The sequence below is a fragment of the Microcoleus sp. T3_D1 genome (assembly GCF_036700405.1).
In the GTDB taxonomy this organism is placed as follows: Bacteria; Cyanobacteriota; Cyanobacteriia; order Cyanobacteriales; family Microcoleaceae; genus Microcoleus.
Genome location: NZ_JAUBOV010000088.1, coordinates 17,816 through 29,530, shown reverse-complemented (window position 1 = coordinate 29,530; position 11,715 = coordinate 17,816). Strand labels below are relative to the sequence as shown.

Here is an 11,715-nt window from a genome sequence, read left to right as displayed (position 1 = left end):
TTCCTTTTATCTTTTGTCCTATTCTCTCATACTTTTTCTCTGAGTATTTCTACTTATTGCATAACTGAGATGCTCCCTTTCTTGTTCTACAAGGTTAATCCTGAACTCAACAATCGCAAACTGCAAGCGGGCGATCGCAACTATATAAATGAATGACAGAGATTACGCACAGCAATAGATCCACGAGTTAAGCCCGCACAAGAAGTTTGCAATAGTCCCGGCCCAAGAGATATAGGATGGGAATTCACAGTAATTAACGGCGAGACATACGAGCAAACCTACGATCGCCTCGCAGATATAATTTTTTATAGCCGTCATCCTCAAACGACAGGGCAGCAAATTAGTAGAGGTGATAAAGCCCACAGCAATGAATGGTTAGCAATTCGACGCGAAATGTATATTTCCAATTGTGGGATATAAAAGTTATAGCGGTTCTCAAGAAAGTGAGGTATGGGGGCGAGTCCTATGCCGATGCCCGATGCCCACGGAGCCCTATGCCCACGGAGCCCTATGCCCTATGCCCGCGAGAGTACCTCATGTTACTGAGAAAGGCTATAAATTTAATTTAAATTAAACTTGAAATTCATTTACTTTATAGCTCGCTATGCTAATTAAATCACTGTCAATTAACTCAGCCTCGAAGTTCTCAGCGGTGTGTGTTATGGGTTTGGCTATCGCTATTGTCGGCACTAATCTAGCCCGTGCGGGAGTCAGCGATTATGAATCACGAACTCAAGCTGTGGATAGGCTGACGGATTGGTTTTTTTATAGAGTGAATCCTCAATTGGGAGGTCGAAAATTGCGATCTGACGATTCTTCTGCCTACATCCGCGAATGGAATGCTATTCGTAATACAGTCGATCGAGAAATGATTACTACACAAGGAGATTGCGTCGGTGATGCTTTCTGGGACTTCGATTATCGTTATCATGGGCGATCGCTAGATCGGATTGCAGATACAATTTGGGATATCCGCGATCCATCGGGTGACAAAACTCGTGCAGATGTTTCTAAACAAGAATGGCAGAAGCTTCGTAATTCAATAATTAGAGAGCATTTTTGCTATTAAGTTGCCATATTTGTCAACCCAATTTCAACAATAAAGAACAACAGCGCTTTTAGTTACAAATATTGTTAAAATGTAAAATAGGCCGCCTAGATTGTAGATAATTTAGTCAAAAAGCAACGAAAACATTCTCTAGCCAAACAAAAGGATAAAAAAATGGACCGAGTCACCGCCACAATAACCGTCACCAACGAAGTAGACAAGATGCTAGCAGAAAGAGGGTTCATCCCCGCAGAGCAAATACGCTGTATCACCATCGATAACGTCTTAGTCGATACAGGCGCCACACGACTCTGCTTACCAGCAGATATTATCGCTCAGTTAGGTTTAACTCTAGTTGGGGAAATCCAAGGAAAGACAGCAATAGGATCTAGACAATTTCGTCTGTTCAAAAATGTTGGTCTGGCCGTAGCTGGACGAGAAGGCAGGTATGATTGTGTAGAAATTCCCGCAGGAGAAGAACCTTTACTGGGCTTAATTCCCCTCGAAGATTTGGGTTTAGAACCGGACTTGAAAAATCAGCGGTTGATTGTTTTGCCAGCAGAGGGAATGCAAAGCTATATTCGCGTGTAAAATCTAAATTATTAACGTGAAATGCTGGCTATACCTACATTAGAGCTTACTTGTCTCTGATTCATTGTTTAAAATCCCGATCGCAAAATTTGATAGTTTTTTGTTATTATGGGAAATAGTAGTTGACTCAAATAGGTGACTCAACGTAATGAACATATCCTTAACTCCCGAACTAGAGCAGTTTGTTCAGTCAACAGTCAACAACGGTAGATACTCATCAGCTTCTGAAGTGGTATGGGCTGCGTTACGATTGCTAGAACAACGAGAAATGGAACGCTTGGTGCGTTTAGAGGAACTCCGCAAGGAAATAATGATTGGAATTGAAGCTTCCGATCGCGGAGAGGTTTTTGATGGTGAAGAAGTTTTAAGAGAACTGCGTGAGGAGATTCAGCAAGCCGATGAGGGTGAAAAATGAGTCGATACATTTTGAGTGCCCCCGCCAAGCAAGATTTAAGGGAACTCACGAACTATCTGTTGCAGTTTAGCGCCAATGCAGCCAACCATTTCCTTAATGTTTTTCAGGAAAAATTTCGTTTATTAGCAGATTTTCCAGAAATGGGGCGCAGTCGTGAGGAATTAGCACCGTCTCTACGCAGTTTACCTGTAGATAAATATGTAATTTTTTACCGCGTTATTAAAAATGGTATCCAAATTGAAAGGGTGTTGAGTGGTTATAGAGACTTTGAGGATGTTTTTGTAGAAGACAGATAATATTATATTTTTGCACTAAAATGTCAGTCACTACTCATCAATTAATTCAGTGGAAACAACAAGGGCGGTCAATTGTTGCCCTGACAGCTTATGATTATGCGATCGCCCAACTCATCGATCGAGCAGGCGTAGATATCATCCTAGTCGGCGATTCCCTCGCCATGACAGTCTTAGGCTACGACACAACCCTACCCATAACCCTCGATGAAATGCTGCACCACGCTAAAGCAGTGCGTCGTGGAGTTAAACAAGCATTAATTGTGGTCGATTTGCCGTTTTTGACTTACCAAGAAAGTCCCCAGCAAGCCATGCACTCGGCAGGGAGAGCTTTGAAAGAAACCGGCGCTCAAGCTGTAAAATTGGAAGGTGGATATCCAGCAATGGCCGCCACAGTTTCCCAGCTAACATCCGCCGGAATTCCGGTGATGGGACACGTCGGTTTAACTCCGCAGTCGGTACACCAACTCGGCTACAAAAAACAAGGAAAAACGGCCGAAGCAGCCGATCGCATCCTAGCAGAGTCGATCGCCCTTCAAGAAGCCGGTGCCTTTGCGATCGTGCTAGAACACATTCCCGCAGACTTAGCCGCTCAAATTACCCAAAAATTAACTATTCCCACCATCGGTATCGGCGCCGGGCCGCACTGCGACGGTCAAGTTTTAGTTACTTCTGATTTGTTGGGACTTTCCGAAAAACAGCCGCCTTTTGCCAAAGCTTACGCCAATTTGCGAGAAACAATTACCCAAGCTGTGAAAGATTATTCCCTTGAAGTTAGAGAAGGCAAATTTCCCGAATAGGTTCGTAGTGATGGCTTCAGTCCTGAACAATGAGGACTATAGCAATCCTCAATCATTTGTGAATTTCTTACTCCCTCCCCAAGGCATCGGGGAGGGTTGGGGTGGGGTAAAAAATTTACGACTACTCATTTAGGATTGCTATAAAATCCTCACTACAAACCTAATTTAAACTTTCGGCTGGCCCTCTTCCTCTTTATCCTTCTCAACAGCTTCATCCTCAGATTGACCGATGCCATCCTTAAAACTCCGCAGCGTTTTCCCCAAAGCATTTCCCAACTCAGGAATCTTCTTGGGGCCGAAAATTAGTATGGCAACCACCGCAATAATGCCCATTTCGGGCAATCCCAGACCAAACATACAAAATCTCCTGTAAAACTTGCTCGATCGTAAGTCAATCTTAAGTCAATCTACTGATATTGTTAAAGTATCTACCTTTTTTCCTGCATCCTGCAACAGTAGAATCAAGTTTTATTAAGCTATCCCCCGATAAATAAGAATGTTAGAAACATCCCAGCCTTCTCTGCGCGAACAACAGCACCATCTCATCCGCGATTTAGCAGACCGAATGGAAGCAGTCTGGCACCGCTATCTCGACCTCGAACCCTACCACCTGCCCGCTGAGTTGGGATATATAGAAGGGCGCTTGGAAGGAGAAAAACTGATCGTGGAAAACCGCTGCTATCAAACGCCTCAGTTCCGCAAAATCCACCTCGAACTCGCTAAAGTCGGGCCGGTACTTGACATTCTGCACTGCGTGATGTTTCCCAGACCGAATTATGCTTTGCCGATGTTCGGTACGGATATCGTAGCAGGCAAAGGCCAAGTTAGCGCCGCGATCGCAGACCTTTCTCCCCTCAATCGAGATCGAACTTTGTCGGAAACCTACCGAACCCAACTGGAAATTTTGCCAATCAAGCAATTTTCTTGTCCCCGCCCAATTCCCGAATGGGGGGATATTTTCTCAGAATTTTGTCTGTTTGTGCGGCCAGAGTCGATCGAAGAAAACAGTCGGTTTTTGGATATTGTTGAATCCTACGTTGAAATTCACTGCAAACACGCAGTCGCTTCCGAACCAGTCTCTGCCGCCGAAGCCTCGGAAATTCTAGACGCTCAAATTTACTACTGCACCCAGCAGCAGCAAAACGACAAAACCCGCCGCGTACTCGAAAAAGCTTTCGGTCAAGATTGGGCAGAACATTACATGACCGAGGTGCTTTTTGATATCCCTAAATAGCTGAAAATTGTTTACAATACTTTACAGTAGGGGGAAAAAACTTAATCAGGAAATCACCTACTTTATAAGTAATGGTAAAGGAATCACGGCTCAAGGATAAATCATTTTTAAAACCCCCAGGGCGAGGAATCATCGGTTTAGCGATCGCCGCCACTGTCATTACCACAGGAGTTGGTTTTTGGCAAGTATCTCAACTGAGAAAAGCCGAAGAGTTAAAGGCGGAGGCTGCAACGGCTGCTGCAACTTCCGCCTCCACCCGCAACAGCGTTACCGCTTTGGGTAGGTTGACTCCGCAGGGGGAAGTTATCAAATTGTCGGCCCCTTCGGCGTCGGAGGGAGCAAGAATTGAACTGTTGCAGGTGGAAGAGGGCGATCGCGTCAGTCAAGGACAAATCATAGCAGTTCTCGATACGCGCGATCGGCTCCAAGCAATCCTCCAACAAGCCGACAAAGAAGTCAAAGTCAAACAAGCAGAATTAGCGAAAATTCAAGCAGGCGCAAAAACAGGCGTTGTCGGCGCTCAACAAGCAGAAGTTGCCAAGTTTGAAGCACAAGTGCAAAGAGAAACCGAAGGCGAAGCAGCCAATGTCGCCCGCTTAGAAGCTCAACTGCGAAGAGAAACCGAAGCCGAACAAGCTAACGTCGCCAAATTTGAGGCACAACTGCAAAGAGAAACCGAAGCCGAACAAGCTAATCTTGCTAAATTTGAGGCACAACTAGACAGAGAAACAGAGGTGCAGCAATCCAAATTGGCTAGGTTAGAAGCTCAATTGCGCGGCGAAATTGCCTCTCAAAACGCTACAGTCGATCGGCTAAAAGCCGAATTAACCAACGCCGAAGCCGAGGAACAACGCAATAAAGAACTCTCAGAAACAGGCGCAATTTCTGCTTCCGCCTACGACACCAAACGTTTAGCAGCAGAGACAGCTCGCCAGAGAGTCAAAGAAGCGCAAGCTATATTAGAAAAAACCGTGCAAACTTTGCGTGAGGAAATAGTCGAAACTAAAGCAACAATCAAACAAAAATTAGAAACAGGCCAGCAGGAAATCAATCAATCGCGAGCCAATCTCAAACGCAAGTTAGAAACAGGTAGGCAGGAAATTAACCAAGCTAGAGCCACCTTAAATCAAAAGATAGAAACAGGACGAGAACAAATCAATCAAGCCGAAGCAATACTCAAACAAAAAGCAGAAACCGGCGAAGAACAAATCAATCAAGCCAAAGCAAATCTCGACCAAATTGCCGAAGTACGCCCCGAAGACGTGCAAGCGGCCCAAGCAGCCGTCGAAAGTGCGATCGCCACCAAACAAAAAGCTCAAGTAGACTTAAACTTAAGTTACGTCAAAGCACCCGTATCCGGCTACATCCTCAAAGTTCACAGCCGACAAGGAGAACGTGTCAACACCCAAGACGGCATCGTAGAACTAGGCCGCACCGACCAAATGTACGCCATAGCAGAAGTTTACGAAACCGACATCGCCAAAGTGCGAAACGGCCAGCGCGCAACAGTCACCAGCCCGGTTTTTGCAGGCGCTTTGGAAGGAAGAGTCGATCGCATCGGCAAACAAATCGGTAAAAAAGATGTCCTCAATACAGACCCCGCAGCCGACACCGATGCTAGAGTTGTCGAAGTAAGAATTCGCCTCGATCCGGCATCGAGCAAGAAAGTTGCAACCCTAACAAACTTGCAGGTTGAAGTTAAAATAGACATCTAAATTTTACCTTGACCAAACTTACGCAGGGGGACTCAAGAAACCGGGTTTTTTACCGAGATTAAGGGTGTGAATCAAATATAAGCGTAAAAAACCCGATTTCTCAACACCCGTGCTTAAATCCTAAAATTATTCAATCCAAAATCCCAAATCCTAAATCTAAAATCTAAAATCTAAAATTGATTGACTCTTATGGCAAAAATACCGCTAGCTTGGGCACAGTTAACCCGCGAAAAAATGCGTTTAGTAATCGCGCTAGCCGGCATTGGATTTGCCGACTTGCTGATGTTTATCCAGTTTGGATTTAGAGATGCTCTGTTTGAAAGTTCCATCAGCTTTCACTCGCAATTAAAAGGGGATATTTTTATCACCAGCACGCAATCTACGGCTTTAATAGCCATGAAAAGTTTTCCCCAACGGCGTTTGTATCAAGCTTTGAGTTTTAATGGCGTTACCGGAATCAGCCCGGTATATCTAGGCTTTGGTTTGTGGAAAAATCCCGCCCCAGACAAAAACAATACCCGCCAACTGATGGTAATCGGTTTTGACCCCGCTCGTCCCATCTTTGATCTGCCGGAAGTTAAGGATAATTTGGACAAAATCCAAATTTCAGATGTCGTTTTATTCGATCGAGCTTCCCGCCCGGAGTTTGGGCCAGTAGCAGAATATTTCAACCAGGGAAAGCCTGTGGAAACTGAAATAGATAACCGCCGCGTTACTGTAGAGGGGTTATTTACTTTAGGAGCATCTTTCGGTGCTGATGGCAATATTATTACCAGCGATTTGAACTTTCTGCGGATTTTTCACAGTAGAAGAACTAGAGGCTTAATTGATGTCGGAATTGTTCACTTGCAGCCGGGAACTGATGTCAAGGCAGTTATTGAAAAAATGAGGGCAACTTTACCGCAAGACGTGACAATTGCTTCTAAAGAAGAGTTTATAGCTTTTGAGAGAAAATATTGGGAGGAAAGCACGGCGATCGGATTTATTTTCACTCTCGGCGCGACAATGGGGTTTATTGTCGGCATCGTGATTGTCTATCAAATTCTCTATACTGATGTTACCGACCATTTGCCAGAATACGCTACTTTGAAGGCGATGGGATATAAAGACAGTTACTTTTTGAGTGTGGTTTTTCAAGAGGCTTTAATTTTGGCAATCCTTGGTTATTTGCCAGGGCTTGGGATTTCTATGGTGCTGTACAATTTAGCGAGAACTGCTACGAGTTTGCCGATGTACATGACTTTGGGAAAAGTTGTAACTGTGTTTACAATGACAGTTATTATGTGTACTGTATCAGGGGCGATCGCAGTTAGGAAGTTGCAGGCGGCAGATCCGGCAGATATTTTTTAACGCAAGAAGTTCGGCAACGAGCAATGTACGGGATGTAACTGATTTAACGGATAGATTTTCAGGGGATAAGTCTCAGAAACCCAGTTTCTTCGTAGATTTCTCGTTACTCAATGCAAAATTCGGAGAAACCGGGTTTATCGCCCCCATGCGTATTATGATTTGTTTTAGTCTAACTTTCCTTTGCGCCCAAAGTTTCCTTTGGTTGATCTTTACTATGAAAATCGTCACCCCTGCTGTCATCCTGTCATTAGTTATACTAATATAAGTTTTTTTTATCATAAAAAATGCTGATAATCTAGCGCTAAACTTTTACATTTTATGTGGTTATGTGGTTATATGGTTTTAGGAGGTTCCACTAAATACATTGATGAAGCCTATGACGAATCCATTTTTAATAAAAAAATTGCACTATTCCTAGCTGCTATCTCCATGTTTTTACTTGTTTCTTTAGTTTTTATAGACTACATCTCTGGGATAATTTTCATAGGTGTAGCTGTAGGATTATTGGGATCGGGTAAAATAGACAACTTAATTTTTAGACTTTTAACAGTATCGATCCTTATTTCTGCTGTATGGAGACTATTAATTTTTCCAGTTGCAATCGACTTCTCATCGCTATCTACTGGGTTGTTGATATTTCTTGCCATAGCGTTTTCATCTTTTGCAGATGAATGGTTAAATGATTTTAGCGATAATCATAAAAATTCGTTACATTTGGTATTAAAAGTAATTTTTTACAATCGGATTATTACCAAAATAACAGTTTTATTATTTTGCATTTTTGGGTATAAGGCTAATTTATATTTTATGGCATTTTTGGGATTTGATGCAGCGTATTCACTTATAGATAATTTGGGAGATCGAGTCAAACAGAAGATTCTCAGAGCAAAACAAAACGCCTTATATCCTGAAGTGAAAATTTAAAACCCTTAAATTATCCAGGAAACGAGCAAAACACGCAAAATTATTGAGGAACAAAAATGTCAATACCAAAGCCACACTATTCTGTAAGCTGGATTTATCTACTTCTTGCTGTCGTTTTAGAGGCCGCAGGCACTATTTATATGAAATTATCAGAGGGTTTCACAAAAGTCGTTCCCTCGATTTTGATGCTAATTTTTTATGGAATTAGTTTTATATTTTTAAATTTAGCTATTAAAAAGTTAGATGTGAGCGTAGCTTATGCAATTTTCTCCGGGTTGGGGATTGCTCTTGTCACTATTGGAGGCATTTTCTTTTTTAAAGATCCCATTACGGTTTTTAGAATTTCTGCCATTTCCTTCATCATCCTAGGTGTGATTATTTTGAATTTTACAGGTTTATCTCATTGAAGAATGCTAAGAATAAGTACAGTCCTGGACGCAGCCGTACAAAAAAAACCGGGTTTTTAATCGACATTAAAGGCTCGGAATCTCATATTTTCACAAAAAACCAGGTTTCTGCCTCGAAAAAATAAAGTAATACCAACTCTGGGTTTACTATCCCCTTAATTTTTTGCCAGATCGGGAATTGGATAGCTGTGCCGATCGAACGCTATGCTGTAAGAAAGCATCCGTCTCGATCGCGCTCTCCCTCGGTTCTACGCTATGACCCAAAACCTCAACCCCACAGCGTTGCCTCCCGCCTTTCCCGATCACACGCAACTCCCAGAATCTGACGGCACGTTTGTGAAAAACTTTCAAGAACATCCCCAGAGTATCCTGCTCACAGACTCCCTGGAAATTACGCTGCAAAATCTTCATCCTGACGGACAATATGCGATCGGGCAAGATTGCGGTATCTACTGGCGCGAAACTGACCCTCCAGAAAAGGGTGCAGAAGCCCCTGACTGGTTCTACGTCCCCAACGTTCCGCCGAGATTAGACGGGCAATACCGCCGTTCCTACGTGCTGTGGCGCGAGTATATTGTGCCGCTGATTGCGATCGAATTTGCTTCGGGTGATGGTTCTGAAGAACTCGACAGCACTCCCTTATCTGCTTTACCCTCTGGCGGAAACCAGAAACCAGGAAAATTTTGGGTATACGAGCGGATTATCAGGATTCCCTACTACGCTATCTATAAAATCCAAACCAGTGAATTAGAAGTCTACAACTGTGTGAATACTCGGTATCGCCGCTTGGAACCAAACGATCGCGGACATTACCCGATCGACCTGATGGGAGTAGAGTTGGGTGTATGGTCGGGTAGCTATCAAAATCAGACGCAGCAGTGGTTGCGCTGGTGGGATAACCAAGGCAATTTATTGCTGACAGGAAGCGAACGAGCTAGGCTTGAAAGCCTGCACGCCGAACAGGAACGAGAACGGGCCGAACAGGAACGCCAACGGGCCGACGCTGAACGCCAACGGGCCGACGCTGAACGAGCACAAAAAGAGCGATTGGCGGCTTATTTGCGATCGCAGGGAATCGATCCCGATCGTATATGAACCTGGGTCGTTGCTTTTTTTAAATCTAGCTATTACTATGAACACTCTACCCGTTGTCTCGATTAAAAATCTCAACCATTCTTTCGGCGAAGGTCAACTTCGCAAACAGACATTATTTGACATCAACCTCGAAATTTATCCTGGCGAAATTGTGCTGATGACAGGGCCTTCGGGGTCTGGTAAAACAACATTGTTAACCTTGATTGGAGCTTTGCGATCTATCCAAGAAGGTAGTCTGAAAATTCTGGACCAAGAATTGCGGGGAACCGCGAAAAATAAGTTAGTTAAAGTCCGTCGCGACATCGGCTATATTTTCCAAGCTCATAATTTGCTCAAATGCTTGAGTGCTAGGCAAAATGTGCAAATGTCCCTCGACCTGCACAACCATCTTTCTCACAAAGAAACTAATGATAAAATAGAAGGAATTCTGGAAGCTGTGGGGTTGGGAGACAGAATAGATTATTACCCCAGCAGTCTTTCGGGCGGCCAAAAACAAAGAGTGGCGATCGCCCGCGCATTAGTCAGCCAGCCGAAATTAGTATTAGCAGACGAACCCACAGCAGCCCTAGACAGTAAATCAGGTCGAGATGTGGTAGAAATTATGCGAGGTTTGGCCAAAGAACAGCACTGCACTATTTTGCTTGTCACCCACGACAACCGCATTTTAGACATAGCCGATCGCATTATTCACATGGAAGACGGCTACCTCGCACAAGATACATCAACAGCGGCTGCCACAGGCGTTCTTTCGGGAAAATAATATTAATCCACCTCAACTTATTTCCGAGAACCGGGACGCTTTCCTCCTACCTTGGCAGGACTTTTTGTTGCACCTTTGGCTGGAGTTTTAGAACTACTTTTGCCACTTTTTTGACCTTTAGCTCCTGTCAACTGGCTCTCAAGGTCATTTGCAGGTCGGCCCGCAGGCGTTCTCGTAGTTCTAAAGGTAACATTCACCCCTTCATTCGACTGTTCCAGCACCAACATCGGCGTCGGCTTGGCTTTTTGATCCCACTCAATATGAACGATGCGACCTTGAATTGTCGGCTGCCAACTGTCGTGGTCGTCTGAAGGACTCAGATAAGTTTCCAAACAGTCAATAATTTGATTAATTGTCGCCGATGTTGCCTGAGTCGGCAGTTTCATCAGCTTAATTTGAATCCGAAACAGCACACGTTTTTCTATTTTTACTGCCGGATCGCCAGTTTCGTATTCGATATCAAACATCGAATCCACTTGCCTGCCGCTGCCCGCATTCCCATTTTTTTCTCCCACTGCCCCCTGAGTCGGACGCAGAGCAATACTAATTTTTTCTTTAACTTTTACCTTGATCTGGTTCACAATGGCAAAGTGAAAGACTTCTTCCGCCATTCGCATTCTCAGGTAGTCTAAATTAAAGTCTCGCGAGTGGATAAGGTCGGGATTCTTTTCCATCTTTGACATGGTTTCCAGAGCCATTTTGTATTTTTTCTGGAGTTCTCGATTTCTAAACTCCTCAAACTTGAGCTTTTTGCTCAAATCGTCGAGTTTTAGCTTGGTAAACACAGCTAAACCGATAAGCAATAACAACAGTAATCCCGACGCTCCCATGAAGAGTTGGTCTGAGGACGGATCTCCGGGTTTAGCCTGTTTAGGTTTGGGAGAGGCTACTGCCAACCTTGGTTCTACAAGGATTATTTGGGTTGACATGGGCTTTTAAAGGGTAAAATTTGACGCTATATTTATACAGGACTCCAGAGTAGAGCTGGTAGTGCAACTGGATCAACCAACATTGACATCATTCCACCATCATCTTGGTACAACTGGATTTCTGCAACTGGAACACGCACCCTCTAATTAATAC

14 protein-coding genes are annotated in these 11,715 nt (G+C 43.8%); 12 read left to right on the top strand and 2 right to left on the bottom strand.

The genetic code is table 11. The features are described from left to right. Positions 1 to 661 precede the first annotated feature (661 nt). The 5 genes from QT992_RS28205 (at position 662) to panB (ending at position 3,147) form a co-directional block, all read left to right on the top strand. Entirely contained in the window at positions 662 to 1,069 is a 408-nt protein-coding gene (locus QT992_RS28205) for a hypothetical protein (RefSeq protein WP_333316356.1), read from the top strand. Positions 1,070 to 1,222: 153 nt separating this feature from the next. Continuing rightward, entirely contained in the window at positions 1,223 to 1,639 is a 417-nt protein-coding gene (locus QT992_RS28200; RefSeq protein ID WP_333341995.1) for an aspartyl protease family protein, read from the top strand. Positions 1,640 to 1,787: 148 nt separating this feature from the next. Continuing rightward, positions 1,788 to 2,054 (top strand): type II toxin-antitoxin system ParD family antitoxin, encoded by a 267-nt coding sequence (locus tag QT992_RS28195; RefSeq protein WP_333054747.1) that lies wholly within the window; start codon positions 1,788 to 1,790, stop codon positions 2,052 to 2,054. Continuing rightward, positions 2,051 to 2,350, top strand: a complete 300-nt coding sequence (locus QT992_RS28190) for a type II toxin-antitoxin system RelE/ParE family toxin (RefSeq protein WP_333316352.1) — start codon at positions 2,051 to 2,053, stop codon at positions 2,348 to 2,350. Before QT992_RS28195 ends, QT992_RS28190 begins: the two co-directional genes overlap by 4 nt. 20 nt (positions 2,351 to 2,370) lie before the next feature. Then, on the top strand, positions 2,371 to 3,147 hold the full coding sequence (gene panB, locus QT992_RS28185) for a 3-methyl-2-oxobutanoate hydroxymethyltransferase (protein WP_333316350.1): 777 nt from the start codon (positions 2,371 to 2,373) through the stop codon (positions 3,145 to 3,147). A gap of 165 nt (positions 3,148 to 3,312) precedes the next feature. Here panB and tatA read toward each other — a convergent pair whose 3' ends face one another. After that, the gene (gene tatA / locus QT992_RS28180) at positions 3,313 to 3,504 is read right to left on the bottom strand and encodes a twin-arginine translocase TatA/TatE family subunit (RefSeq protein WP_333045245.1); all 192 of its coding nucleotides are present in this window, start codon (positions 3,502 to 3,504) and stop codon (positions 3,313 to 3,315) included. Between the two features lie 139 nt (positions 3,505 to 3,643). Between tatA and QT992_RS28175 the strand changes: the two genes are divergently transcribed. The 7 genes from QT992_RS28175 to QT992_RS28145 all read left to right on the top strand — a co-directional run bounded on the left by QT992_RS28175 (position 3,644) and on the right by QT992_RS28145 (position 10,632). Next, positions 3,644 to 4,381: a phycocyanobilin:ferredoxin oxidoreductase gene (locus tag QT992_RS28175; protein WP_333316348.1), complete on the top strand. Its 738-nt coding sequence runs from the start codon at positions 3,644 to 3,646 to the stop codon at positions 4,379 to 4,381. 71 nt (positions 4,382 to 4,452) lie between these two features. Further along, on the top strand, positions 4,453 to 6,096 hold the full coding sequence (locus QT992_RS28170) for an HlyD family efflux transporter periplasmic adaptor subunit (RefSeq protein ID WP_333316346.1): 1,644 nt from the start codon (positions 4,453 to 4,455) through the stop codon (positions 6,094 to 6,096). Positions 6,097 to 6,285: 189 nt separating this feature from the next. After that, on the top strand, positions 6,286 to 7,446 hold the full coding sequence (gene devC, locus QT992_RS28165) for an ABC transporter permease DevC (protein WP_333316344.1): 1,161 nt from the start codon (positions 6,286 to 6,288) through the stop codon (positions 7,444 to 7,446). A gap of 336 nt (positions 7,447 to 7,782) precedes the next feature. After that, positions 7,783 to 8,370, top strand: a complete 588-nt coding sequence (locus tag QT992_RS28160; protein ID WP_333316342.1) for a hypothetical protein — start codon at positions 7,783 to 7,785, stop codon at positions 8,368 to 8,370. 56 nt (positions 8,371 to 8,426) lie between these two features. Next, positions 8,427 to 8,777: a multidrug efflux SMR transporter gene (locus QT992_RS28155; protein WP_333138474.1), complete on the top strand. Its 351-nt coding sequence runs from the start codon at positions 8,427 to 8,429 to the stop codon at positions 8,775 to 8,777. A 255-nt stretch (positions 8,778 to 9,032) separates the two neighbouring features. Next, positions 9,033 to 9,872, top strand: a complete 840-nt coding sequence (locus QT992_RS28150) for a Uma2 family endonuclease (protein WP_333316340.1) — start codon at positions 9,033 to 9,035, stop codon at positions 9,870 to 9,872. Positions 9,873 to 9,909: 37 nt separating this feature from the next. Further along, a complete protein-coding gene (locus tag QT992_RS28145; RefSeq protein WP_333316339.1) occupies positions 9,910 to 10,632 on the top strand; it encodes a DevA family ABC transporter ATP-binding protein in 723 nt (240 codons plus the stop codon). A 17-nt stretch (positions 10,633 to 10,649) separates the two neighbouring features. Here the strand turns inward: QT992_RS28145 and QT992_RS28140 are convergent, their stop codons facing one another. After that, positions 10,650 to 11,561, bottom strand: coding sequence for a hypothetical protein (locus tag QT992_RS28140; protein ID WP_333316336.1), 912 nt, complete (start codon positions 11,559 to 11,561; stop codon positions 10,650 to 10,652). Positions 11,562 to 11,715 lie beyond the last annotated feature (154 nt).

Coding starts and splice junctions, on each gene's coding strand:
- QT992_RS28175 (WP_333316348.1), top strand. CDS start 3,644: ATGTTAGAAACATCCCAGCCTTCTCTGCGCGAACAACAGCACCATCTC.
- panB (WP_333316350.1), top strand. CDS start 2,371: ATGTCAGTCACTACTCATCAATTAATTCAGTGGAAACAACAAGGGCGG.
- QT992_RS28155 (WP_333138474.1), top strand. CDS start 8,427: ATGTCAATACCAAAGCCACACTATTCTGTAAGCTGGATTTATCTACTT.
- QT992_RS28190 (WP_333316352.1), top strand. CDS start 2,051: ATGAGTCGATACATTTTGAGTGCCCCCGCCAAGCAAGATTTAAGGGAA.
- QT992_RS28145 (WP_333316339.1), top strand. CDS start 9,910: ATGAACACTCTACCCGTTGTCTCGATTAAAAATCTCAACCATTCTTTC.
- QT992_RS28150 (WP_333316340.1), top strand. CDS start 9,033: ATGACCCAAAACCTCAACCCCACAGCGTTGCCTCCCGCCTTTCCCGAT.
- QT992_RS28160 (WP_333316342.1), top strand. CDS start 7,783: ATGGTTTTAGGAGGTTCCACTAAATACATTGATGAAGCCTATGACGAA.
- QT992_RS28195 (WP_333054747.1), top strand. CDS start 1,788: ATGAACATATCCTTAACTCCCGAACTAGAGCAGTTTGTTCAGTCAACA.
- devC (WP_333316344.1), top strand. CDS start 6,286: ATGGCAAAAATACCGCTAGCTTGGGCACAGTTAACCCGCGAAAAAATG.
- QT992_RS28170 (WP_333316346.1), top strand. CDS start 4,453: ATGGTAAAGGAATCACGGCTCAAGGATAAATCATTTTTAAAACCCCCA.
- QT992_RS28205 (WP_333316356.1), top strand. CDS start 662: ATGGGTTTGGCTATCGCTATTGTCGGCACTAATCTAGCCCGTGCGGGA.
- QT992_RS28140 (WP_333316336.1), bottom strand. CDS start 11,561: ATGTCAACCCAAATAATCCTTGTAGAACCAAGGTTGGCAGTAGCCTCT.
- QT992_RS28200 (WP_333341995.1), top strand. CDS start 1,223: ATGGACCGAGTCACCGCCACAATAACCGTCACCAACGAAGTAGACAAG.
- tatA (WP_333045245.1), bottom strand. CDS start 3,504: ATGTTTGGTCTGGGATTGCCCGAAATGGGCATTATTGCGGTGGTTGCC.